The organism is Bradyrhizobium sp. USDA 4451 (assembly GCF_054822585.1).
In genome coordinates this window covers 2,179,717-2,204,126 of record NZ_JBTRCH010000001.1, presented here as the reverse complement: position 1 = coordinate 2,204,126, position 24,410 = coordinate 2,179,717, and the positions used below count along the sequence as shown (strand labels likewise).

General features: G+C 65.9%; 17 protein-coding genes, 2 pseudogenes and 1 riboswitch. Of the genes and pseudogenes, 11 read left to right on the top strand and 8 right to left on the bottom strand.

All coding sequences use genetic code 11. The features are described 5' to 3' along the window. Positions 1-120: 120 nt before the first annotated feature. Positions 121-1,161 carry an MBL fold metallo-hydrolase gene (locus ACVMB0_RS10095; protein WP_456750944.1) on the top strand — a complete coding sequence of 347 codons (1,041 nt, stop codon included), beginning with the start codon at positions 121-123 and terminating at the stop codon, positions 1,159-1,161. Positions 1,162-1,339: 178 nt separating this feature from the next. Here ACVMB0_RS10095 and ACVMB0_RS10090 read toward each other — a convergent pair whose 3' ends face one another. From ACVMB0_RS10090 to ACVMB0_RS10080, 3 genes and pseudogenes are all read right to left on the bottom strand, one after another. Further along, a complete protein-coding gene (locus ACVMB0_RS10090) occupies positions 1,340-2,176 on the bottom strand; it encodes an ABC transporter substrate-binding protein (RefSeq protein ID WP_461346121.1) in 837 nt (278 codons plus the stop codon). After that, the gene (locus ACVMB0_RS10085; protein ID WP_461346120.1) at positions 2,176-2,949 is read right to left on the bottom strand and encodes an ABC transporter ATP-binding protein; all 774 of its coding nucleotides are present in this window, start codon (positions 2,947-2,949) and stop codon (positions 2,176-2,178) included. Before ACVMB0_RS10085 ends, ACVMB0_RS10090 begins: the two co-directional genes overlap by 1 nt. Continuing rightward, a pseudogene (locus tag ACVMB0_RS10080) lies at positions 2,946-3,990 on the bottom strand (FecCD family ABC transporter permease). The gene ACVMB0_RS10085 and the pseudogene ACVMB0_RS10080 overlap by 4 nt, the downstream one beginning before the upstream one ends. A 112-nt stretch (positions 3,991-4,102) precedes the next feature. After that, a riboswitch (cobalamin riboswitch) is annotated at positions 4,103-4,300 on the top strand. 108 nt (positions 4,301-4,408) lie between these two features. Between ACVMB0_RS10080 and ACVMB0_RS10075 the strand changes: the two are divergent. Together ACVMB0_RS10075 and ACVMB0_RS10070 are read left to right on the top strand one after the other, a co-directional pair. Beyond that, complete coding sequence (locus ACVMB0_RS10075) at positions 4,409-6,673, top strand: TonB-dependent receptor (RefSeq protein ID WP_461346119.1); 2,265 nt, start codon at positions 4,409-4,411, stop codon at positions 6,671-6,673. 164 nt (positions 6,674-6,837) lie between these two features. Beyond that, entirely contained in the window at positions 6,838-7,011 is a 174-nt protein-coding gene (locus ACVMB0_RS10070) for a hypothetical protein (protein WP_456750949.1), read from the top strand. Between the two features lie 162 nt (positions 7,012-7,173). Here the strand turns inward: ACVMB0_RS10070 and ACVMB0_RS10065 are convergent, their stop codons facing one another. Further along, positions 7,174-8,421 (bottom strand): hypothetical protein, encoded by a 1,248-nt coding sequence (locus tag ACVMB0_RS10065; RefSeq protein WP_461346118.1) that lies wholly within the window; start codon positions 8,419-8,421, stop codon positions 7,174-7,176. Between the two features lie 172 nt (positions 8,422-8,593). On the opposite strand from ACVMB0_RS10065, the gene ACVMB0_RS10060 reads away from it, so the two are divergent. Continuing rightward, positions 8,594-9,826, top strand: a complete 1,233-nt coding sequence (locus ACVMB0_RS10060) for an MFS transporter (RefSeq protein ID WP_461346117.1) — start codon at positions 8,594-8,596, stop codon at positions 9,824-9,826. A 3-nt stretch (positions 9,827-9,829) separates the two neighbouring features. Here the strand turns inward: ACVMB0_RS10060 and ACVMB0_RS10055 are convergent, their stop codons facing one another. Both ACVMB0_RS10055 and ACVMB0_RS10050 read right to left on the bottom strand, forming a co-directional pair. Further along, the gene (locus ACVMB0_RS10055; protein ID WP_461346116.1) at positions 9,830-11,419 is read right to left on the bottom strand and encodes a CYTH and CHAD domain-containing protein; all 1,590 of its coding nucleotides are present in this window, start codon (positions 11,417-11,419) and stop codon (positions 9,830-9,832) included. Between the two features lie 177 nt (positions 11,420-11,596). Continuing rightward, positions 11,597-12,073: a MarR family winged helix-turn-helix transcriptional regulator gene (locus ACVMB0_RS10050; RefSeq protein ID WP_461346115.1), complete on the bottom strand. Its 477-nt coding sequence runs from the start codon at positions 12,071-12,073 to the stop codon at positions 11,597-11,599. 78 nt (positions 12,074-12,151) lie between these two features. Here ACVMB0_RS10050 and ACVMB0_RS10045 point away from each other — a divergent pair, with 78 nt between their 5' ends. Together ACVMB0_RS10045 and ACVMB0_RS10040 are read left to right on the top strand one after the other, a co-directional pair. Beyond that, positions 12,152-13,960 (top strand): chloride channel protein, encoded by a 1,809-nt coding sequence (locus ACVMB0_RS10045; RefSeq protein ID WP_461346114.1) that lies wholly within the window; start codon positions 12,152-12,154, stop codon positions 13,958-13,960. Positions 13,961-14,128: 168 nt separating this feature from the next. Further along, positions 14,129-15,847 carry an N-acyl-D-amino-acid deacylase family protein gene (locus tag ACVMB0_RS10040; protein ID WP_461346113.1) on the top strand — a complete coding sequence of 573 codons (1,719 nt, stop codon included), beginning with the start codon at positions 14,129-14,131 and terminating at the stop codon, positions 15,845-15,847. A gap of 155 nt (positions 15,848-16,002) precedes the next feature. Here ACVMB0_RS10040 and ACVMB0_RS10035 read toward each other — a convergent pair whose 3' ends face one another. Next, a complete protein-coding gene (locus ACVMB0_RS10035) occupies positions 16,003-17,319 on the bottom strand; it encodes an MFS transporter (RefSeq protein WP_456750954.1) in 1,317 nt (438 codons plus the stop codon). Between the two features lie 286 nt (positions 17,320-17,605). Between ACVMB0_RS10035 and ACVMB0_RS10030 the strand changes: the two genes are divergently transcribed. The 5 genes and pseudogenes from ACVMB0_RS10030 to ACVMB0_RS10010 all read left to right on the top strand — a co-directional run bounded on the left by ACVMB0_RS10030 (position 17,606) and on the right by ACVMB0_RS10010 (position 23,029). Continuing rightward, the gene (locus tag ACVMB0_RS10030; RefSeq protein WP_461346112.1) at positions 17,606-18,301 is read left to right on the top strand and encodes a class I SAM-dependent methyltransferase; all 696 of its coding nucleotides are present in this window, start codon (positions 17,606-17,608) and stop codon (positions 18,299-18,301) included. Positions 18,302-18,341: 40 nt separating this feature from the next. After that, complete coding sequence (locus tag ACVMB0_RS10025; protein WP_461346111.1) at positions 18,342-18,995, top strand: ABC transporter ATP-binding protein; 654 nt, start codon at positions 18,342-18,344, stop codon at positions 18,993-18,995. Then, positions 18,992-21,451, top strand: coding sequence for an FtsX-like permease family protein (locus ACVMB0_RS10020; protein ID WP_461346110.1), 2,460 nt, complete (start codon positions 18,992-18,994; stop codon positions 21,449-21,451). Before ACVMB0_RS10025 ends, ACVMB0_RS10020 begins: the two co-directional genes overlap by 4 nt. After that, positions 21,441-22,527 (top strand): annotated as a pseudogene (locus tag ACVMB0_RS10015) (lipocalin-like domain-containing protein). The gene ACVMB0_RS10020 and the pseudogene ACVMB0_RS10015 overlap by 11 nt, the downstream one beginning before the upstream one ends. A 112-nt stretch (positions 22,528-22,639) precedes the next feature. Beyond that, complete coding sequence (locus ACVMB0_RS10010; RefSeq protein ID WP_456750959.1) at positions 22,640-23,029, top strand: MAPEG family protein; 390 nt, start codon at positions 22,640-22,642, stop codon at positions 23,027-23,029. 72 nt (positions 23,030-23,101) lie between these two features. Here ACVMB0_RS10010 and ACVMB0_RS10005 read toward each other — a convergent pair whose 3' ends face one another. Then, positions 23,102-24,292, bottom strand: a complete 1,191-nt coding sequence (locus tag ACVMB0_RS10005; protein ID WP_461346109.1) for an ABC transporter substrate-binding protein — start codon at positions 24,290-24,292, stop codon at positions 23,102-23,104. Positions 24,293-24,410: the final 118 nt, after the last annotated feature.

The following is a 24,410-nucleotide window of genomic DNA, read 5'->3' as shown; positions in this document are numbered from 1 at the left end:
CTGCGCGGCTCCTCAGAGGTGAGGGGTCATTTCTGTTCAGGGATGGATTTGCTTTGAATGGACCCTCTCTATGAAATAATATCCTCTCCACGACTCGTCCCGGAGAATAGGTAAGCCGTCATGATCTTTCGCCAGCTCTTCGACAGCGTGTCCGGCACCTACAGCTATCTGCTCGCCAGCCGCGCCGGCGGCGAGGCGCTGATCCTCGATCCGGTGCTGGAGAAGGCCGACCGCTACTGCAGGCTGCTAAGGGAACTCGACCTCCGGCTGGTCAAGGCCGTCGATACCCATCTGCACGCCGATCACGTCACCGGCCTCGGCGAGCTGCGCGACCGCACCCAGTGCATCACCATCATGGGCGAGCAGAGCAAGGCCGACGTGGTCTCGATGCGCGTTGCCGACGGCGACAAAGTAACGATCGAGGGCCTTTGCCTGGAGGCGATGTACACGCCCGGCCACACCGACGATTCCTACAGCTATCTGATGGGCGACCGCGTGTTCACCGGTGACACGCTGCTGATCCGCGGCACCGGCCGCACCGATTTCCAGAACGGTAGCGCGCGGGCGCAGTACGATTCGATCTTCAACCGCCTGCTCAAGCTGCCCGAGGAGACGATGGTGTTCCCCGCGCATGACTACAAGGGCGACACCGTCTCCACCATCGGCGAGGAGAAGCGCTACAATCCGCGGCTGCAGGTCAAATCGATCGACGACTATGTCGAGCTGATGAACAACCTCAATCTGCCGAACCCGAAGCTGATGGATGTCGTGGTGCCCGCCAACATGCATGTCGGCCTGCACCAGGACGAACTCGCAAAAGAAGGTCTCTCGCTCAACGCGCGCGATGCGATCGCAAGCCTCGGCCGGCCCGATGTCCTGTTGGTCGATTTGCGCGAAACAGCTGAGCGCGCCAAGCACGGCACGCTCGCCGGCGCGCTGCATGCGCCCTATCCGGGAATCGGCGCCGGCCTGCTGCCCGGCGGCATGCTGCGCGAAGTGGCGGCCGCGACCGGCCGCCGCGTCGTGTTCTTCTGCGCATTCGGCGAGCGCTCGGCGATGGCGGTGGCCGCCGCGAAGAAGGCGGGGCTAGCCAACACCGCGCATATCGAGGGTGGCATCGACGCCTGGAAGAAGGCCGGCGGGCCAGTCGTGATGGGATAGTCGAGCCAACTGCGCGCGTATGACCATCACCGTCACCCTGAGGAGCCGCGAAGCGGCGTCTCGAAGGGTCGACGGCCACGCCGCGTCCGCGAACATTTGGAGAGATCCGGGCCGTGCATCCTTCGAGACGCGCTACGCGCTCCTCAGGATGACGGGACTTAGATGCGGGGCACATCAACTACCGCGTCACGCGCTGCAATTCTTCCGTCAGCCGGTCCAGCGCATCCGCCAGCATCACGCCGCCGCACACTGTGAGCCGCTCGGGCAGCACGATGCGCTTGGGCTCCGGATAGAAGCGCTCCAGCGCCGGATGCAGCAGGAAGGCGCGGCCCTCATCCTCGGCGCGATCGCCGGCCTCCGATACCAGGATGAAATCCGGCCGCAACTTCACGATGGCCTCGAGCGAGGCAAACCCGCCCGGGCCGAGGCCGAGCTCACCGGCCGCATTGGTCAGGCCGGTTGCCGCCAGCAGCGAGTTGATCAGGCTGTTACCTCCCGGCACGAAGCCGCGCCGCTCCAGCGGCAGCACGCGGTAATGATGCGCGCTCGCCACCGCACGCGCCCGTGCGATCGCCGCATCGAGCCGCGCGATCTCCAGCTCGGCGCGATCCGGATGCTGCACCACATCGCCCATGGCGCGGATTTGATCCCTCACCTCGTCCAGCGTGCGCGGTACCGTGAATTCGACGAGGTGCAGCCCCTGGCCCTTCAGCAGGTCACGCGTCGCGCGCTTGTCGAACAGGCTGACCACGACGATGTCTGGCTTGAGCAGCAGCACGTCCTCGGCCTCGCCCGACAGGCGCGGAAAGTTTCGCGCTTTCTCGGCTGCCCAGGATTGCCAGGCATCGCGCGAAAAGCGGCTGAGGCCGAGGATCTGATCCGGGTCGGCGAGCGACAGCACGAGCTGGTCGCTGCAGACATTCATCGAGACGATGCGTGGGCCGGCGGCGGACGCGGCACCAAGCGACGTGATCCATGCCGCCGCGGCCAAGGCTGCGAGACGCCACGCGCGCATCAGACGTCCGCCCATGGCACGATGACCGCCTCGCGCTGGAATTCAGCGCGGTAGGCGCTGACGCGGAATACGCTGGCGAGAACTGCTTCCGACAGTGCCTCATCAGGCGCGCCCTGCGCCGCCAGCCGCCCCTCCGACAGCACCAGCACATGATCGGCGAAGCGCGCGGCGAGGCCGAGGTCATGCGTCACGACGATCACCAGCACGCCGGTGTCGGCGACGTTGCACAGCTTCTGCATCACGTCGATCTGATGGCGCGGATCGAGCGAGGCGGTCGGCTCGTCGGCGAGGATCACCGGCGCCTCGACCGCGAGCACCCGGGCCAGCGCGACACGGCTGCGCTCGCCTCCGGACAGCTCGGTGACGCGGCGATCGCGGAACTCGGTGACATCGACGGCCTGCATCGCCCGCAGCACCGCCTCCATATCCCTGGGCGACAGCCGCGCCGGATCGGTCGCGCCATGTGGATAGCGGCCGAGCGCCACGATATCGCGTGCCGGCAGCGGCCAGTGCACCATGTGCCCCTGCGGCAGATACGCAAAACGTTTCGCACGCTCGCGCAGCGGCAATGACGCCAGAGCCTCGCCGCCAATCCTGATCTCGCCGTCAGACGGGATCAGGCCAGCCAGCGCGCGCAACAGCGTGGTCTTGCCGGCGCCATTCGGTCCGACCAGCGCGACTAGGTGACCGGCCGCGAGCGACAGCGAGACATCGTGCAGCACCTTGCGGCTGCCGAGCGAGGCGTTGAGCGCTGTGGCGGAGAGCAGCGTCATGCCACGCCTCCGCCGAGCGCGCGGCGCTCGCGCATGATGAGGTAAAGAAAGAACGGCACGCCGATGATCGAGGTCAGCACGCCGACCTTGATGTCCGAGGTCGAGGGGATGATGCGCACCGCGATATCTGCGGCAAGCAGCAGCGCCGAGCCGGTCAGCGCGCTCGGTACCAGCAGCCGTGCGCGGATCATGACCGATCACCGGGCGCATCAGATGCGGCGCGACGAGGCCGATGAAGCCGATCGTGCCGGTCACCGCGACCGCGCCGCCGACGCCGAGCGCGACGCCCGTGATGACGAAGAGCCGCAGCCGCCCGACATCGACGCCGAGGCTCTGCGCCGCCTCCTCGCCGAGCGTCAGCACACGAAAGGCGCTCGCCTGGCTGAGCAGGATGGCCGCGCCGGCGACGATAAAGGGCAGCGCCAGCGCCACATGCTCGAAGCTGCGGTCCTCCAGCGAGCCGAGCAGCCAGAACGCGATCTCCAGCACCACGAACGGATTGCTGGAGAGGTTCATCACCAGCGCGGTCGCGGCACCCGCAAAGCTCGAGATCGCAAGCCCTGCGAGGATCAGGATCAGCAGCCCGGCATTGCGACCGGCGATCGCGAGCAATGCGAACACCGAGCCGAACGCGGCGATAATCGCCACTGCCGGCAGCGCGTAGGACCGCACATCGGCGAGGCCGAGCGCGATCACCAGCACCGCGCCGAATGCCGCCGATTGCGGCGCGCCGAACAGCGACGGCGAAGCCAGCGGATTGCGCAGCAGGCCTTGCAGCGCCGCGCCCGACAGCCCGAGAATGCCGCCGATCGCGAATGCCAGGATGGTGCGCGGCAGCCGGATCTCGCGCACGATGACCTGCGCGACGTCGCTGCCGCCACCGAACAGCGCCTCGATCACCGCGAGCGGCGACAGCCGCACCGGCCCGATGCCGAGCGAGAGCACGCACAGCAGAACCACGAGCGCGAATAGCGCCGCGGTGGCACTCCACCGCCGCCGCGCCGCGATCTCGGCCGCCAAGGCAAAATCCTGCACGCTCATCTCATCCATGCTCTTACAGCCATCGCCGTGGCAGACAAGCGACACCCGACAAAAACCGTGGCCGTGCGGCCATTGCCCGACTTCCGCCGGATTGACTTTGCTGCCCGGCCGAACCCTAGATGACCATGACGGTTCTTTCATGAGATGAAAAGGGAATGCGGTGCGGGGAAACTTCCCCAACGCCGCGGCTGCCCCCGCAACTGTATGCGGTGAATCCTTCGTCACAGGCCACTGGGAATCTCGGTCCTGGGAAGGCGACGAAGGGTAACGACCCGCGAGCCAGGAGACCTGCCGTCAGCCGTGGTCACACGCGAGGATGCCGGTCGGGGAGTACAGGCATGAGCTTCACCTGATGCTGCAAGCACATGGTGAGACTGCTTCGCGGTGACGTGCCACTGACGTTACCGAGGTCTCGCCTATGTTTTCCTTCCCACCCGACCGGCACCGCGCGCTTCTGCTCGCGTCGACGATCATCTTGCCGACGATCGTCCTCTCAACTGCGCGGGCGCAGCAGGCGCCCGCTCCCGATCAGCTGCCCACGATCGAAGTCAGCCGATCCGGCGACCAGAACGTTACCCGCGCCAAACCGCCCGCTGACGAGACCCCGGCCCCACGCCGCCCGGCGCCGGGCACCACGCAGAGCAGCAACGCGGGCAGCGGCGCCGGATCGAACTCGGCTGGAGCCGGCTCGGCCACGGGGACCGGCGGCAGCAGCGGCGGCCGCCAGTTTGCCGGGGTCGTCGGCTCCTCCTCGACCGTGATCACCGCCGACGACATCGCGCATTCGCCGTCGCAGTCGCTGCCGGAAATCCTGGCGCAGGTGCCGGGCGTGCAGCTGCAATCGCTCTATGGCGGGCCGAACGGCGCCAAGACCTCGGTCGACCTGCGTGGCTTCGGCGCATTCGCGACCGACAACACCCTGTTCCTGCTCAACGGCCGCCGCCTCAACGACGTCGACAAAGCCGGCTTCGATCTCACCACGATCCCGCTCGATTCGATCGAACGGATCGAGATCGTCAGAGGCAACAGCGGCGCGGTGCTGTACGGCGACAACGCGGTGGGCGGCGTGGTCAATATCATCACCAAGGCCGGCGCCGGCGGTCCGCCGGCCACGATGCGCACCGAGGCCGGAGTTGGCTCGTTCAACACCCGGATGGCCGCGGTCTCCGCCGCGCTGGATTCGGGACCGTGGTCGACCTCGTTCCATGGCAACGGCATCAAATCCGACGGCTACCGCGTCAACAATGCGCTCGACCAGCGCAACGCCGTCGGCAACGTCAACTACACCACGCCGGATCTCACCGCCTTCGTCACCGTCACCGGCAGCGACCAGAAGCTCGGCCTGCCCGGCGGACGGCTGGTCGATCCGTCGATCGGCGTCAACGAGTTGCTGAGTGATCGTCGCGGTGCGGCGACGCCGTTCGACTATGCCAACCAGCAGACCGCGAGCGTCACCACCGGCTTCACCAGAACGCTGGTGAACGGCGTCGACCTGATCGTCGACGGCGGCTGGCGGCAGCGCGAGACGCAGAGCGGCTTCTTCGGCACCGTGCCGACCATTAGCTTCGCCTCGACCTACAATGACGCCGCGCTGCACACCTGGTCTCTGACGCCGCGGCTCAGCGTCAAGAATGTCATGCTGGGGATGCCATCCACGATCCTGACCGGCATCGACTATTACGATTCGACCTTCCGTGAGGCACGCGGCGCCTATCAGGGCGTCGATCCCACCCACGTCTACAACATCGAGCAGCAGAGCGTGGCCGGCTATTGGCAGCACACGTTCGGCTTGCTGCCGACCATCGACTTCTCCTACGGCGCGCGGGTGCAGAACACCCACGTCTCGGCGCGCGATCGCTACGATCCGAATGCGCCGTTCGCTTTCGACACGCAGGCGGCACCGCTCGACAGCAACGAGACACAGTACGCATTGCATGTCGGTGTCGAGCATCGTTTCACCGACACCTTCTCGGCGTTCGGTCGCGCCGCGCGCGCCTTCCGCACGCCCGATGTCGACGAGCGCGTCGCATCGGGGCCGGCCTTCGATCCGCTGACATTCGCCCCGATTCCGCAGAATTTTCAGCTCAAGACCCAGACCTCGCAGGACGTCGAGGGCGGTTTCCGGGTCAAGACCGCTCGCTTCCAGATCCAGACCAGCGTCTATCTGATGGATCTCGAGAACGAGATCCATTTCAATCCGGTGCTGTTCTACAATGTTAACCTCGATCCCACCCGCCGCTACGGCTCCGAGACCAGTGCTTCGCTGAAGATCAGCGACACCGTCACCCTGCGCGGCGGCATGGCGATCACCCGCGCGGTATTTCGCGAAGGCATATGGGCCGGCAACGACGTGCCGCTGGTGTCGCGCAGCACCGGCAATCTCGGCGTGACCTGGAACATCTGGCAGAACTATCTGGTGTTCGATGCCACCGCGCGGGCCTGGAGCTCGCGCATCATGGACAACGACCAGGCCAACACCCAAAGCAAAATCCCCGGCAACGCCACTGCCGATATCAAGCTGAGCGGACAAGTCGACCGCTTGTTCTGGTCGCTGAGCGTCAACAACCTGTTCAACGCGCTGTACTACGACTACGCCATCGCGAGCTCGTTCACGGAAGGCCGCTTCTCGGCCTATCCGCTGCCCGGCCGAACCTACATGGTCAAGGCCGGCGCGACGTTTTGAGAGCACGATCCGGAAAAGTGAGGACAGGTTTTCCGAAAAGATCATGCTTAAACAAGAGAGGGTGTGGCGGGATGTGACCCCGTCACGTCGTCTGCTCACATGACGAGCGCTCGCAAACTGGAGTAGAATTGCCGCAGCTGATTTGACCCGTGCAGGGGAAACGCATGGCCAAGGCCGGAAAGACGAGTAAGGGCGGCGCCAAGATCAACGAGAAGACCGACGACAAGGTTAAGGTGCCTCCGCCGCCTGCATCAAAGCAGGACGACGAGTATTACGAGGATGGCGACATCGCCACGCCGAAACTCGACCGCTACGGCAATGATGACGAGCCGTTGTGAGGGATAAGCGATATATGTCGTCGTCGTCCGGCGAAAGCCGGGACCCAACCACAGGATTGAATTGTTGAAGCGCGCTGTAGTCCCGGCACGTCGTAACAATCACCGCTGGTGGTTATGGGTCCCGGGTCGCGCTTCGCTTGCCCGGGACGACGTGGGATGGAGCTAACCGAAATCCTCGCTCTCGATCTTTGCAATACTCCCGCGATCGAGCAGATGCGCGCCGAAGCCGCCGCGCGCCAGCGATGAGGCGATCGGCGGCGAGGCCAGCAGCAGCGCGGTCGTCATCGCCAGCGGCACGGCGCTGAGCCAATCGAGCCGCACCGGCGTCAATTCCTCGGTGCTTGCCCGGTAGAGGCCTCCGCCCGCGGCGATGCGGCTGCACTCCCGGATCAGGTCGCGCCGCGTGCCGTCGCGCGATGCGCTGCCGAGCAGCGCCTGCATGGCCAGATGCGTCCGCACCCCGGCGCGGCTCTCGGCCAGCGGCGTCGGCGCTTCATCGAGAGAGACGCGCAGCAGCAGGTCGACCAGATCGGTGCCCGACCGGTACGCATTCACAGGCTCGACCAGCCGCGGATTGCAATCGATCAACAGCGGCGTCGCGCTGTCGAGCGGCATGATGATGTCGACCGAGAGCGCGCCATGCCAGCCGAGATGCGCTCCGATGGTCTCGAGCGCGGCGCGGATTGCCGGCCGGCTCACGCTCTCCTTGATCGCCTCGCCGCCGCCGACACCGGCCGCGATCTGCCGGTAAGCGTGGAAGCCGATCAGCGTACCGCCCGAGAAGACCGACTGCGCCTTCTCGACCGTGCCGGTGATGAGATCCTGCGCCAGCACCTCGCCGGCAAAGTCGCCGGCGGAGTCGAGATCGTAGAGCGCGCGGTTGAGATCACCGGTGTCGCGCACGAACCAGATGCCACGGCTCGCCGTGCCGACCGACGTCTTGACCACGGAGGGAAACCGCAGGCCGTCGCGCAGCTCGTCGGCCGAGTTCACAATCCGGGTCGGCGGCTGCGGCAGGCCGAGCTGATCGAGCAGGCGGCTGAAGCCGGCCTTGCTGTGCACGGCGCGATAGCTGGTGAAGTCCGGCAGCGCGAGACCGGTATGCGACGTCAGCCGCGGCGCGGCGCGGGCGAACAGAAAACCCTGTTCATGGGTCGGCAGCAGCACGTCGAAATGTTGCGACGCCAACAGGCGCTCGACGAAGCCGAGATAGCCGGCCGGATCCGACCGCAGCGGCGGACAATGGTGATATTTGCGGACAAAGCGGGAATAGCGCGCCAGGCACCAGCGCGAGGGATCGCAGACCTCGACATGATGGCCGGCCAGCCCCAGGATCGTGATCGCCTCGCGGCCGGAGGTGCTGGAGCCCTCCGACACCAGCACGCGGAGCGGTTTTTTGGTGTCGATCATGGCCGATCATCACCGCGCCACTGCACTTTGTCGCCGCCTTTAATGCCGCATGTGTCGATCCGGCACGCCTGCGCCGGGGGCAGCCATGCGCCCGCGTTCATGGACAATTAGCGGCCAGCCTCTATTTTCGGCCGGCCCTGCCGGGCTTTGGAAAAAGTGGGTTGTCACTGATATGGTCGACATTCTGGCCGCACCGCAGCAAGCGAAAGCCGACAGCGCGCTGCGCACGCTGACCGGGATCTCGGTCGCCCATTGGGTCAGTCATTTCCACATCTTCGTGCTGCCGATGCTGTTCCCGTTCCTGAAGCAGCAGCTCGGCGTCGGCTATGTCGAACTCGGCCTGGCGCTGACGGTGTTCGCGGTGGTCTCGGGCCTGACCCAGGCGCCGATCGGCTATCTCGCCGACCATATCGGCGCGCGCAAGATCCTGCTCATCGGATTGACGGTCGGCGGCTGTGCGCTGATCGGGCTCGGCCTGCATCTCAGCTATAGCTCGCTGATCGTTTGCGCGGTGCTGCTCGGGCTTGCCAACAGCGTCTACCATCCGGCCGACTACGCCATCCTCTCGGCCCACATGGACGAGGCGCGGATGGGCCGCGCCTTCTCGATCCACACCTTTGCCGGCTTCCTCGGCGGCGCAGTGGCGCCTGCGATCATGGCGGCCCTGGTCGCCTCGATGGGCGGCCTCGGCGCGCTGATCGTCGCCGGCGCGGTCGGCCCGCTGGTGGCGCTGTTCCTGATCGTGCTCGGCATTCCCGATGCCGGCGCCAACAAGAACAAGTCAAAGGACGATGCGGCGCCGAAAGCCAGCGTGATCACGCCGGCACTGCTGGTGCTGACCGCATTCTTTACGCTGCTCAGCCTGTCGACCTCGGGCATCAACAATTTCGGCGTGGTCGCACTGATGGGCGGCTACGACGCATCGTTCTCGACCGCCAACATCGCACTGACCGCGTTCCTCGGCGCCAGCGCAGCGGGCGTGCTCGCCGGCGGCTATCTCGCCGACTGGACCCATCGCCACAGCCAGCTCGCCGCGGCCTGCTTCGCGGTCAATGCCGTGCTGGTGCTGCTGATCGCGCTGGTGAACCTGCCGCCGGTGGCGCTGACGCTGGCGATGGGGCTCGCCGGATTCCTCGGCGGCGTAATCGCGCCCTCGCGCGACATGATGGTGCGCAACGCGGCACCGCCCGGCGCCGCCGGCCGCGCCTTCGGCATCGTCTCCACCGGCTTCAACTTCGGCGGCATCGTCAGTCCGCTCTTGTTCGGCTGGATCATGGACCAGCACATGCCGCATTGGGTGTTCGGCGCCTCGGTCGGCTTCATGGTGCTGACCGTGCTGCTCGCGCTGGTCACCGAGCGCAAGCCGCAGGCCTCTCCGATGGCGGTCCAGGCGCAGTCTCGTTAGAATTCACCGCCCCCAGAACACCGGCGTCGCCTTGAAGCGCCGCCAACTCTTGCGCAGCGCTTTTGTCACCGCGATCTGATCGCGCGCCAGCCAGCCGGCCATCGCGCCGATGCCGAGATGAAGCGCAGGCTGGTCGTCCTGCGCGATGGTGTGGAGCAGCACGCGCGTGCTGCCGATGTCGCACAGCCGCCCGAGGCTGTTCTGCAGCCGGGCGAGCCGCTTCACGTAGCGCTTCGCCGGAGCATGAGCGGCATAAAGCGGCAGGAAGAACTCCGCCGCATAGCGCAACTTCTTGAGGTTGATCCGCAGATTGTGCTGCGCATGGATGTCGAGCTGCCGGAAGCCCGCACCGCGCTTCAGCGTCTTGCGATGCAAGCGTTGCAGAATCCGATCGGCAAGCACCGGCATCGGTTGCGACAGGATCGCCAGCGCTTCGCTGTCGATCTCGTTGCGCCAGCTGCGGCGCTCCACCAGCTGCCCGAGCGAGAGCAGGAAGCGGCTGCAACGGGGGTCGGCCAGAACGCCATGCAAGGCGCCGTAGCTCGACTTCTGCCGCTGCTCGACCGCCTTGCGGAGGCCATCGAGGTCGATATCCGGAACCGCGCTGACCAGGCGGGTGATCGTCGTTTCGGCGAATACGTCCCAATCCCGGGCCTTGCCGAGTTGCCGCATCAGCCATCTTGCTTCGCTGTTGAGCGCCAGAAATGCCGGCGATGGAATATCGCGCCGGAACAGCGCACAGATCGTCCGTAGACGCCGCAACGCCACCCGCATCTGGTGCACGCCTTCGGGATCCGTCCCCTGCTCGGCCACCGCATGATTCTTCAAGAGATGATGCCAGCAGGAGCCAACCAGCCGCGCGATCACGTCGTCGACCACAAGATCAGCGGTGATGCCTGACGACTCGGCTTTCGCCGCCGACGGCGCGACATCAAACGCGAGCGCATAGCCGCGTTCCGCCTTGCTACGCGTGCCGATCTGCAGCGGCGCCGCGTCGAGCAGCTGCGTTCCCAAATCGAACAGGACGCCGGCATTGCCGCTCTTCAGTTCAAGCTCGATTTCCGACAGAACCTCCTGGCGGGCATCGGCCTCGATGGTTCCCTCGTCGAATGCGACTTCAACCGATGCATCGGGCAGATCGAGCTGCCGGGCGTGGCGGCGCACTTTCGTCGCGAAAACCGGCACCAGCGCGTCGTTGCCGAGCGTCGCCACGGGATCGCCGACCTCGTCGGCCGGAAACCGCCTCAGATCGGGGACGATGCCTTCAACCTGCACCTCCCATTGGCGGCGCATCAAAGGCTGCGCGGCATTGGGCGGAAGCTTCAGCGTCTGGATGAAGGTCTTGCCGCTATGCCGCACGCGCAGCGACATGCCGTGCTGAAACAGCAGCCGTTCCGCCGTGTCGTAATACACCGTCTCGAGCCGGTGAAACGCGCCGCGATTGCGCGCATGCTGCACGATGCAGGGTGCCTCGCGCAGCTTTTCGAGGCTTCCTTGCGGCGCAAGCAGCTTGAGCTCGACTTCCGCCTGATCGCCATGCCCGACGGCAATGGCAGTGCCCGCATCGATCACGACCGGTTGCCGCTCATTCAATGATATCGCCCCCAGTGCGGTGTATGAAGGTTTTACGACAAAGACAAGCGGCATCCTTTGTGCGGCAGCGTGCATTGGGCAGGCTTTGTAGCCCAAATCCGCGCGGCGAAGTTGTACGTGAGCGGACCGCGCCAGCCGAGAGCGAATACTGCTTCGCGCGCGAAATGTTTCGTGCGTTCATTCCGATCGTCGCGACAGCACCTGCTTCAGCAGCGGCTCGATCCGCGACAGCTCATCGAGATGAACCGCTGACAATTCAGCGAGATGCTCGGCCGCGCGTGCGGTCAATTTGAGCAGCACGCGGCGCTGGTCGGCGGGGTCGAGCATGCGTTCGACCAGTTCGGCCTCGGAGAGCCGATCGACCAGTTCGACCGTGGTGTGGTGGCGAAGCCGCAGCCGCTCGGCCAGATCGCCGATCGTGACGGGGCCGCCACCCGGATAGCCCCGGATCGCCAGCAAGGCCTGATGCTGCCTTGGCGTCAGGCCCTCGGCCTTTGCGGCATCCTGGCTGAACTCCAGAAAACGGCGGATCAGATAGCGAAATTGCGAGAGCGCCTCGTAATCGGCCTGGCTAGGAACCCGTTTTCGGGGCTTGCTCCGGGTCTTGTTCAGGGCCTCGGCCGGCGATTTTAGCGGTCTTTTCAACGCTGCCATTCGATCCCTCCCGCTTGTAATTATATCGCAATGCGATATTACGCCGGCATCCCACTTCACCCGAGCCTTACGCCACCAATGAGCGTCATTTCCACCAAATCGAGCGCCTCGGCCAAAACCGGCACCAAGATTAGCGACAAGGCCAGCCACCTGCTGAGCGATTTCACGACCGATCCGCGCGTCGTGGTGATCTCGGCGATTGCCGTGTTCGTCGCCGCCGCCGGCGTGCTGGCCGGTGCCGGCCTGCTGCAATTGATCAAGCTCGCCACCAACATCGCCTATTTCGGCAAGTTCAGCTTTGCCGACCTGAAATTGCAGGATTCGCCGCTTGGCCTGTGGACCGTGCTGGTCCCGGTCGCGGGATCGCTGATCATCGGCCTGATGGCGCGCTTCGGCAGCGAGAAGATCCGCGGCCACGGCATTCCGGAAGCCATCGAAGCCATTTTGCTGGGCCGCTCACGGCTCGATCCCAAGGTGGCGATCCTCAAACCGTTGTCGTCGGCGATCTCGATCGGCACCGGCGGCCCGTTCGGCGCCGAGGGCCCGATCATCATGACCGGCGGCGCGATCGGCTCGCTGATCGCGCAGATGCTCCCCGTCACCGACAACGAGCGCAAGACCCTGCTGGTGGCGGGCGCCGCCGCGGGGATGACCACGGTATTCGGAACGCCGATCGCGGCGATCATGCTCGCGGTCGAACTCTTGCTGTTCGAATGGACCCCACGCAGCTTCATTCCCGTCACCGTCGCCGCCGTGGTGGCGGCGGTCGGGCGCACCTTCCTGCACATGCCGGCGCCGCTATTCCCGTTCACCGGCGGTGTCGACATCTCGGTGCTGCAACTCGGCGCCTGGATGCTGATCGGAATCCTGTCCGGTCTGCTGTCGGGCGTGCTCACCCAGCTGGTCTATGGCTGCGAGGATCTTTTCCTCAAGCTGCCGATCCACTGGATGTGGTGGCCGCTGATCGGCGGCCTCGTGGTCGGTCTTGGCGGCTTGATCGAGCCGCAGGCACTCGGTGTCGGCTACGATAACCTCGCGTCGATGCTGCACGGCGACCTGGTGCTGAAAGCCGCGCTGCTGCTGCTCGTAGTCAAGGCGATCATCTGGTCGGTCGCGCTCGGCTCCGGCACGTCGGGCGGTGTGCTGGCGCCGCTGCTGATCATGGGCGGCGCGATGGGCACCGCGCTGAGCGGCTACCTTCCTGCCGCGAGCCCGGGCTTCTGGGCGCTGCTGGCGATGGCGGCGACGATGGGCGGCACGATGCGTTCGCCGTTGACCGCGACCTTCTTCGCGGTCGAGCTCACCGGCAATACCCATGTGCTGCTGCCGCTGATCGCGGCCTGTTGCAGCGCGCATGGCGTCACGGTGCTCTTGATGCGGCGCTCGATCCTGACCGAGAAGGTGGCGCGGCGCGGCCATCATCTGGTGCGCGAGTACCGGGTCGATCCCTTCGCGCTGACGCGGGTGCGTGACGTCATGACCAAGGCGGTCGAGAGCGTCGCCGACACCATGACACTGCACGGCGCGGCAGCCTTCCTGACCAGCCCGAAGACCAGTCATCCGAGTTTCCCGGTCGTCGATGCCAACCATCACGTGCTCGGCGTAATCGACCCGCCGTCGGTGCTGCGCTGGCGCCGCGCCGGCAAGCATCGCACCGCGACGCTCAGCCAGCTGTTGGCGGGGAGCAAGATCACCGTCGCCTACCCGGATGAATATCTCGACCGGCTCGCCGACCGCCTGATGCAGGTCAACGTCTCGCATCTGCCTGTGATCTCGCGCGAAGATCAGCGCCTGGTCGGCTATATCGGCTGGAAGGATTTGATGCGGGTGCGCGCCAGGCTGCAGGCCGAGGAGACCCAAAAGACCGCCTTCTTCGGCACGCGATAGGTGTACAGCCAGCTTGCCCGGCGGAACAAATTTCCGCCGGGCGCAACGCCCGTTCTCGCTGGCAAAATCGCTGCCAGCGCATCCCAGAGCTTCACCGGCGATGGTTGACAGCATCAAGGACTCACCGATGATGCCGCATAACCAAGAACAGCCTCGGGATGAAACGCCATGACCTCGACCCCAGACCTCGTGATCCGCGGCGGCACTATCGCCGACGGCAAAGGCGGCGATCTCTATGAGGCCGATGTCGCGATCTCCGGCGGCAAGATCACCGAAGTCGGCAAGGTCACGGCGAAAGGCAAGGAAGAGATCGACGCCAAGGGCAAGCTCGTCGCGCCCGGCTTCGTCGACGTCCACACCCATTACGATGGCCAGGTGACCTGGAGCCAGGACATCACGCCGTCGTCGCAGAACGGCGTCACCACGGCGATCATGGGCAATTGCGGTGTCGGCTTCGCGCCGTGCCGGCCGAGCGACCACAACAGGCTGATCCAGCTGATGGAAGGCGTCGAGGATATTCCGGAGCCGGTGCTTTCGGCCGGCATTCCCTGGGCGTGGGAGAGCTTCCCCGACTACATGGAGTGGCTGTCGAAGCGCAGCTTCGACATGGATATCGGCGCGCAGCTGCCGCACGCGGCGCTGCGGGTCTATGTGATGGGCGAGCGCGGCGCGCGCCGCGATCCGGCAACGGCTGAAGACAACCAGCAGATGGCGGCGCTCGCCGGTGATGCGGTGCGCGCGGGCGCGCTGGGTTTCTCGACCTCGCGCACGCTCAACCACCGCACCTCGACCGGCGACTACACGCCGACGCTGAAGGCGGGCGAGGACGAATTGACCGCGATCGCCGGCGCGATGCATGGCGTCGGCCGCAGCGTGCTGCAATTCGTGCTCGACCAGAGCACGGTGCACGAAGACCTGCCGATGATGCTGCGGGTCGCCGAGAACACCAAATGCCCGATCTCGTTCTCGGTCGCGCAGGCCGACAAGGCGCCGCGGCGCTGGCGGCAGACCATGGACACCATCAATGAAGCCGCCGCCCGAGGTCTATCGATCACGACCCAGATCGCGGCGCGCCCGGTCGGGCTGTTGCTCGGGCTGGAATTGTCGCGCAACCCATTCCAGACCCATCCGAGCTACCGCGAGATCGCCAAGCTGCCGCTGGCCGAGCGGCTCGCACATCTGCGGCGGCCCGAGGTGCGCGCGGCGATCCTCAGCGAGAACGCAACGGCGACCGACGATCCGCTGTTCTTCCGGCCGAACTACGACAAGATGTACCTCTTGGGCAATCCGCCGGACTATGAACAGCCGCCGGAGAACGCGCTCGGCCCGCAGGCGCGGCGCCAGGGCCGGCAGCCGGAAGAGCTCGCCTATGACGCGATGCTGACCGACGAGGGCCGCGGCATGCTCTACGTGCCGTTCCTGAATTATGCCGACGGCAATCTCGATGCCGTGCATGAGATGCTGCGCGAGCCGAGCGCCGTGCCCGGCCTGTCCGATGGCGGCGCGCATTGCGGCATCATCTGCGATGCCAGCTTCCCGACCTATCTGCTGACGCACTGGACGCGCGACCGCAGCCGCGGCGACAAGCTCTCGATCCCGTTCGTGATCGCGGCACAGTCGCGCAAGACCGCACTGTCGGTCGGCCTCACCGACCGGGGGGTGATCGCGCCGGGCTTCAAGGCCGACGTCAACGTGATCGATTACGACCGGCTGCATCTGCATCCGCCGAAGGTGCATTACGACCTGCCGGTCGGCGGCCGCCGCCTGTTGCAGCAGGTCGACGGCTACGACGCCACCATCGTCTCCGGCGTCGTGACCCAGCGCGCAGGCAAAGCCACCGGTGCGCGCCCAGGCCGGCTGGTGCGCGGCGCGCAGGGTTTGAATTGAGCGCATAGCCGTAACCCGGATGCAGCGAAGCGCAATCCGGGACAGCTCCATCCGCGGATAGCGCGGCCCCGGATTACGCTGCCCTTCATCCGGGCTACAAGCACTCGATCTTGATGCGGCCGCTTCCCCCTCCCCTGGAGGGTGGAAGCGCCCCTCTACGTCGGCGACATCGCGCCCTTGATGACCCGTGCGGGCTGCGACGTTCCGGTCAGGCGCGCGCGCTCGGTGTTCGGCCACAGTAGCAGCAAGCCCAGCACCCCCGATCCCACCATGATCGCAGCGTTGATGGTGAAGCCCGACATGTAACCGGCCATCGGCGTGGCCGCACGCTGGATCACACTGCCCATCACCATCGGCGCCAGGATACCCGAGATCGTGTACAGCGCGCCGTAGATCGCAATGATGGCGCCGCGCTGCGATACCGGCGTGAACTCGCCTAGCATCGGCGGGCACACCACATAGATCGAGCCGCAAAGGCCGGAGCCGATCACCAGCAGCGCGATCATCAGGCCGCCCTGGGGCGCATAGGGCAGCGTTGCGAGAATGCAGCCGCCGGCGACCAGCGGCGCTGCGCCGAGCACGCCGCGCGCGCCACGGGTGGTGAAGCCGCGCGCCAGCATCAGCTGCGAGATCCAGCCGGTCAGGATCACGATGGTCGCGCCGAAGATCCAGGGCAGGATCGAGACGAAGCCGGCCTGCTGCTGCGAGAAGCCAAGCCCCTCGATGATGAAGGACGTGAACCAGGTCAGCCCGAGCGATAGCGCCCAGTAAGCGCCGAAGGTCGCGACCACGCAGCCGATGAAGGTGCGCGACGTCAAGAGCTTCCAGTAGGGAATCCGTTGCTCGTCGGCGACCACGGCAGCCGTCGACACCAACGGCCCTTCTTTGCCGAGCACGAACCAGGCGACGGTCCAGAGCAGGCCGACGATGCCGAGCGCGCCGAAGGCATGATGCCAGCTGTGATTGACGATGATCCAGTTCAGCGCCGGCACCGCGAGGATCACGCCGAACGCCGAGCCCTGCGACAGGATCGCGGTCGGCAGCGTGCGCTTCTCGTCCGGAAACCACTTGTAGATGGCATGGGCGGCCACCGAGAAGGCCGGCCCCTCGCCGGCGCCGAGGATGATTCGGCAGATCGTGAGCGTCGTGAGGCTGACGGTGCCGATCATCGGAAATTGCGCGAGCGACCAGATCACCGCCAGAATCAAGAGCACCCAGCGCGTATCAATGCGGTTGACGATGAAACCGACCACGATCGCCGAGATCGAGAACAAATAGAAGAAGGACGAGCCGAGATCGCCGAACTGCTCCGGGGTGAGGCCCATCTCCTTCCTGATCGGCACGCCGGCCAGCCCAACCACGATCTTGTCCGCAAAGTTCACCACCATGAACAGGAACAGGAGGAAGGTGATGGTCCACGCGCCTTTGGGCGTCCCCTTTGACATCCCTTTTGGCGTCGGTTGCGTCGTCATATCTGGCTCCCCGTCGTTTCGTATTTCGGCTTCGTGAGTTCGGCCCTAACTAACGATGCTAGCCACGGCTCGCCGTGCAACGCAACAGCGCATTTCCTCGGGGCCCGGCGACGCGACGCGCTGCTAACGGCCGATCACGATCACGTCGTCGCCGTCGTTGAAGCGGTGAACTGTCACGGCCGCCCTGCTATGTTCTGGGCCAACGAAAAACCGGGGTTATTTCATGAACAGATTGATCCTCCGCGCAGCCGCCTGCGCTGCGCTCGCGTCCGCTACGCTGCTCACAATGCCCACAGTCCGCGCGGAAGACGCCGCCAGTCCCGATTACGCGACGATCGTCGCCGCTCCCGATCGCAGCGACGCGGATCGCCAGGTCGACAAGCGCCGCGAGCCGGCCAAGATGCTGGCCTTTGCCGGCGTCAAGCCGGGCATGACCATCCTCGACATGGCGGCAAGCGCCGGCTACAGCACCGAACTCCTGGCGCGCACCGTAGCCCCGTCAGGCAAGGTCTACGCGCAGGATTCGGCCAGCGTGCTCGAGCGCTTCGTCAAGGACAAGTTCGACGACCGCGCAAAATCGCCTGCGATGAAGAACGTCGTCCATGTGGTGCGGGACTATGACGATCCGATCCCGCCCGACGTCAAGGACCTCGACATGATCACCTTCTTCTTTTTTTATCACGACATCAGCTATCTGCCGGTCGATCGCGCCGCGATGAACAAGAAGATGTTCGCCGCGCTCAAGCCCGGCGGCTATCTCGTGATCGCGGACCACTCGGCCAAGCCGGGCGAAGGCACCAGCGTCGCCAAGACGCTGCACCGGATCGAGGAGAGCACCCTGAAGCAGGAGATCGAGGCCGCCGGTTTCAAGCTGGTCGCCGAGGGCGATTTCCTGCATCATGCGGAGGACCCCAGGGACATTCCCGTCTTCAAGGCGCCGGTGCCGATCGACGAGTTCGTCCTGAAATACCAGAAGCCTTGAATGAGGCACGGCCATCGCTTCATCTGACCAGACCGCCGCGGTGCTTCGCGTCACCGGCCTGACCAAGAGTTACCGCTCTGCCGGTGAAGACGTCGCGGTGCTGCGCGGCGTCGACCTCGCCGTTGCAACCGGCGAGAGCGTGGCGCTGACCGGTGAATCCGGCAGCGGCAAGAGCACGCTGCTGCATCTGATCGCGGGGCTCGATGCCGCCGATAGCGGCGAGATCGCGCTTGCCGATATCATCGTCTCCGGACTCAACGATGCCCGCCGCGCCGAATTGCGTCGTGACCGGCTTGGCCTCGTGTTCCAGCAGTTCAACCTGATCCCGAGTCTCTCGGTCGCGGACAATCTCGTGTTCCAGTCGCGCATCGCCGGCCGGCACGATGCGGCGTGGCACGACGAACTTGTCGAACGGCTCGGACTGAAAAACCTGCTGAAGCGCTATCCCGAGCAATTGTCCGGCGGCCAGCAGCAGCGCGTTGCGATCGGCCGGGCACTGGCGCCGAAGCCGCTATTGCTGCTCGCCGACGAGCCGACCGGCAATCTCGACGAGGACACCGCCGACGAGGTGCTGCGGCTTGCGCGCGATCTCGTGACCCGCACCGGCTGCGGCTTCCTGATGGTCACCCACAGCGTGCGGCTGGCCGCAACGCTCGATCGTCAGGTCACCTTGCATGCCGGAGTGGTGGCGTGAGGCGCCCGTTGTGGATCCTCACCGTGCTGCTGAGCCACTGGCGGCGGCATCCGATGCAGCTTGCGACACTGCTGATCGGGCTGATCTCGGCGACCGCGCTGTGGAGCGGCGTACAGGCGCTGAATCAGCAGGCCCGCATCGCCTATGACCGCGCCGCCGCGACCTTCGGTGGTTCACGCACCGCAATGCTGGTCGGCAAGGACAGCGCGACCTTCCCGCAACAACTATTCGTCGATCTGCGCCGCGCCGGCTGGCCGGTGTCGCCGATGCTGGAGGGCCGCGTCCAGATCGACGGACGCAGCTTCCGGCTGCTCGGCGTCGAGCCGGTGACGCTGCCGTCCGAGGTCGGCAATGCGCCGGCGGTCGGGCGCGGCAGCCTGCAAGCCTTCGTCACGCCGCCAGGCCAAATGCTGGTGGCGCCTGAGACGCTGCGCGATCTCGGTCTCAAGGACGGCGAGCGGCCGCGGGCCAACGGCATCAACTTGCCCCCGCTGCGCGTGCAGGCGGAGCTCGCGCCGGGCGCGCTGATCGTCGATATCGGCATCGCGCAGGATATCCTGAAAATGCCGGATCAAGTCTCGCGCCTGCTGGTCGGCAGAACCAAGGCACCGCACACAACGCTAGAGAGCGTGGCTGGCGACAAGCTCCGACTGGTCGAGCCGAGCGCCGAAAGCGATCTCGAACGCCTGACCGACAGCTTCCATCTCAACCTCACCGCGTTCGGCCTGCTGTCGTTCTTCGTCGGCCTGTTCATCGTCAACTCCGCGATCGGGCTCGCCTTCGAGCAGCGGCTGCCGATGCTGCGCACGCTGCGCGCCTGCGGCGTCTCGGCGCGGATGCTCAACACCGTGCTGGTCATCGAATTGGTGTCGCTGGCGCTGGTCGCCGGACTGATCGGCCTGGTCTGCGGCTACTTCATCGCGGCAGCGTTGCTGCCCGACGTCGCGGCCTCGCTGCGCGGGCTTTATGGCGCGCAGATCCCCGGCCAGCTTTCGCTGAAGCCGGTCTGGTGGTTCGCCGGCATTGCGATCAGCATCCTGGGCGCGCTTGCCGCGGCCGCCGCGAGCCTCACCAAGGCGATCCGGATGCCGGTGCTGGCGACGGCGCAGCCGCAGGCCTGGCAGCAGGCGCAGCGCCGCTGGCTGATGCTGCAGAGCGCGGCGGCGCTGGCGGTGTTCGCGATCGCAGCAGCGCTCATCCAGTTCGGCGATTCGCTGATCGCGGGCTTTGCCGTGCTGGCCGCGCTGATGCTCGGCGCGGCCTTGATCCTGCCGATGGTGCTGCAGATCGCGCTCGCATTCGGCCAGCGCAGCGCGCGCGCCCCTGTCGGCATCTGGTTCTGGGCCGACAGCCGCCAGCAGCTCTCCGGCCTGTCGCTGGCGCTGATGGCGCTGCTGCTCGCGCTCGCCGTCAATGTCGGCGTCGGCACCATGGTGGAGAGTTTCAGCCGCACTTTCCTGGTCTGGCTCGACGGACGACTCGCCGCCGATGTCTATATCAGCGCCGCGAGCGATGCGCAGGCAAAGGAGATCAAGACCTGGCTGCGCGACCGGCCGGAGGTTCAGGCGATTCTGCCCGGCGGCCGCGCAGACACCCAGCTCGGCGGCGCGCCGATCGAGGTGCTCGGCCTGCCCGACCACGCGACCTATCGCGACAACTGGCCGTTGCTGGAAAGCAGCGCGAATGCGTGGATCAGATTGCGCCCCGGCGACACCTGCCTCGTCAGCGAGCAGCTGTCGCGGCGGATGAATCTCGCGATCGGCGATCATATCGAGGTGCCCGCCCCCGGCGGCAACTGGCCGCTCGAGATCGTCGGCATTTATGCCGATTACGGCAACCCCAAGGGCCAGATCGCGGTCAATTTCGCCGCGCTGACGCGGCGCTTCCCGCAGACGCCGCAGACCCGGCTCGGGCTGCGGGTTGCGCCCGACCAGATCGCGCCGCTGATCGCGGCGTTGCAGGCGAAATTCGGCCTCGACGACCGCAACGTCGCCGACCAGGCGACGATGAAGCGGGAATCGAAGCGGGTGTTCAACCGCACCTTCTCGGTGACGGCAGCGCTCAACGCGTTCACGCTCGGCGTCGCCGGCATCGCGCTGTTGACCAGCCTGCTGACGCTGGCCAATTCGCGGCTGCCGCAGCTTGCGCCGCTGTGGGCGATTGGGCTCACGCGGCGCCGGCTCGCGGCGCTCGAGCTGTTGAAGACCATGGCGGTGGCGCTGATCACCGCGCTGCTCGCGCTGCCGCTCGGCCTGCTGGTGGCGTGGTGCCTGCTCGCAATCGTCAACGTCAAAGCCTTTGGCTGGCGGCTGCCGTTCCATGTCTTCCCGTTGCAGTTGATCGAGCTGCTTGCCGTGGCAATGGCCGCCGCGCTCTGTGCCGCGGCGCTGCCGGTCGCCAGACTGGCACGCATGCAGCCAGCCACCCTGATCCGGACCTTCGTCAATGAGCGCTAGCCGCACCATCACGCGGCGCGTCTTCACTGGCGGCACGCTGGCGCTGGCGCTCGGCGGCAAGACGTTTGCGCAGGGCTTCGCAGGGCTCGGCGAGAGCGCCGAAGGTTTTGCCGCCGTCACTCCGGGCAAGCCATTCGTTTTCCCCGCCGATCACGGCCCGCATCCGGAATTCCGGATCGAGTGGTGGTACGTCACCGCGAATCTCGCCGACGCGAATGGTGCCGCCTATGGCGCGCAATGGACGCTGTTCCGCCAGGCGATGACGCCGGGCGGCCCGATCGAGGGCTGGGCCAACCAGCAGGTCTGGATGGGTCATGCCGCGGTGACCAGCGCGACCACGCATCGCTTCAGCGAGACCTTTGCGCGCGGCGGCGTTGGGCAGGGCCGGCGTCGAGGCTACGCCCTTCCATGCCTGGATCGATGCCTGGGAGCTCCGCGGACTCGATCCGTTCGACGCGCAACGCATCGCGCCGCTCGAGCTGAAGGCCGCCGCGGCCGACTTCAGCACCACGCTGCTTCTCGCTGCCGACCGTCCGCTGGCGCTGCAAGGCGACCGCGGCTACAGCCGCAAGTCGGACCGCGGACAGGCCTCTTATTATTACAGCCAGCCGTTCTATAAGGCATCCGGCCGCATCGTGATCGACGGCAGGCCGGCCGACGTCACCGGCACGGCCTGGATGGACCGCGAATGGAGCAGCCAGCCGTTGGCATCGGACCAGACCGGCTGGGACTGGTTCTCCCTGCATCTGCCCGGCGACGAGAAGCTGATGCTGTACCGGCTGCGCCAGAAGGACGGCCGCGAGAACCTGTTCGGCAACTGGATCACGCCGGACGGCCGCACGACCGAGATCGCAGCCAGCGGCAACAGCATCGCGCCGATCGCAACCACCGAAATCGACGGCCGCAAGCTGCCGACATCATGGCGCGTCACCCTGCCCGCGCGCGGGCTCGCCATCGAGACTGCGCCGCTCAATCCGAAGGCCTGGATGGGAACCAGCTTCCCTTATTGGGAAGGCCCGATCCGCTTTGCGGGCAGCCACGCCGGAATCGGCTATCTTGAGCTGACCGGGTACTAGCCAGTCTAGAGGTCGGCGGAAGACCGACGCAGAAAAATCAACCGACCAGTCACACCGGTCGTTGTAGCCCCGTCATGCATCGGGACCAACGGAACGAGAGGAAACGTCTGCCATGTACCATGACACGGCCATCGTCACCTGCCTTGCAGTCGCGTTCTACTTCTTCACCTCGACGCAGGTCGCGCGGGCCCGCGTCGCCTATGGCGTCAAGCTGCCGGCGATCTCAGGTCATCCGGATTTCGAGCGCATCTTCCGCATCCAGATGAACACGCTGGAATGGATGCCGATCTTCCTGCCTTCGCTCTGGCTGTTCGCGATTTACATCGGCGATGCCGCGGCCGCCGTGATCGGTGCGATCTGGGTGATCGGCCGCATCGTCTACTTCATCGGCTATCGCGAGGCGGTAGCGAAACGCAGCCCCGGATTTGCCATCCAGGCCATGGCCTCGATCGTCCTGTGGGTCGGCGCGATCGGCGGCGCGGTGTGGCGGCTGGTGCATTGAAAGCGCGATCGCGCCACAGCCACTGCCGTCGTCCTGGCGTTTTGCCAGGACGACGCTACCTTTGATGCCGCGTCACTTCGTCAGCGGGCAGCCGCTTTCCTTGGCGGTGAAGAACGCTTGGTCGCCGGGCACCACGGCGAGCTGCTTGTAATAGTCCCAGGGCTTCTTCGATTCCGACGGCTTCTTGACCTCGAACAGGTACATGTCGTGCACCATGCGGCCGTTCGCCAGCACCTTGCCCTTGGCGAAGGCGTCGTCGACCGGCAGTTCCTTCAGCTTCTTGGCAACCGCGTCCGAGTCCTTGGTGCCGGCGGCCTTCACCGCCTTCAGGTAGCTCAGCGTCGCCGAATAGGTGCCGGCATGGATCATGCTCGGCATCCTCCCGGTGCGCTTGAAGAAGCGCTCGGAGAAGGCGCGGCTCTGGTCATCATGGTCCCAGTAGAAACCTTCGGTCAGCACCAGGCCCTGCGCCGCGTCCAGCCCGAGGCCGTTGACCTCGGCGAGCGTCATCAGCAGGCCGGCGAGCTTCTGCCCGCCCCTGACGATGCCGAATTCGGCTGCCTGCTTGATCGAGTTGGTGGTGTCCTGACCGGCATTGGCGAGGCCGATGACTTTCGCCTTCGAGCTCTGCGCCTGCAGCAGGAAGGAGGAGAAGTCCGACGAGTTCAAGGGCACGCGGACCGAGCCGATCACCTTGCCGCCCGCATGGGTGACGATCTCGCTGGTGTCCTTTTCCAGCGCGTAGCCGAACGCGTAGTCGGCGGTGAGGAAGAACCAGCTGTCGCCGCCCGTCTTCACCAGCGCGCCCCCGGTGCCGACCGCGAGCGCGCGGGTGTCGAAGGCCCAGTGGAAGCCGTAGGGCGTACACGCATCGCCCGTGATGCGCGAGGTCGCAGCGCCCACCACGATATCGATCTTCTTCTTTTCGTTGGAGAGTTCCTGCACCGCAAGCGCCACCGACGATGTGGTCAGCTCGGTGATCATGTCGACGCCCTCGGCGTCATACCAGCGCCGCGCGATCGAGGCCGCGAGATCGGGCTTGTTCTGGTGATCGGCGGTGATCATCTCGACCTTCTGGCCGAGCACCTCGCCACCGAAATCCTCGATCGCCATTTTGGCTGCTTCGACCGAATACTTGCCGCCGTAATCCGCGTAGACGCCGGACTGGTCGTTCAGGATGCCGATCTTGACGCCCTGGGCCATCGCCGGCGTCGCAAGCATCAGGCTGCAAGCCGCGACCGCGGCCAAGAATCCCGACTTCATTTTTAAGCTCTCCCAGCAGTTTCTATCAGGAAAAATCGGCGCGACATTATTTTATAACCCCGTCTCTGCCCATCGATTTCCGCTCAGCCAAAAGTATGGGCTTGACCTCGTCATTTCG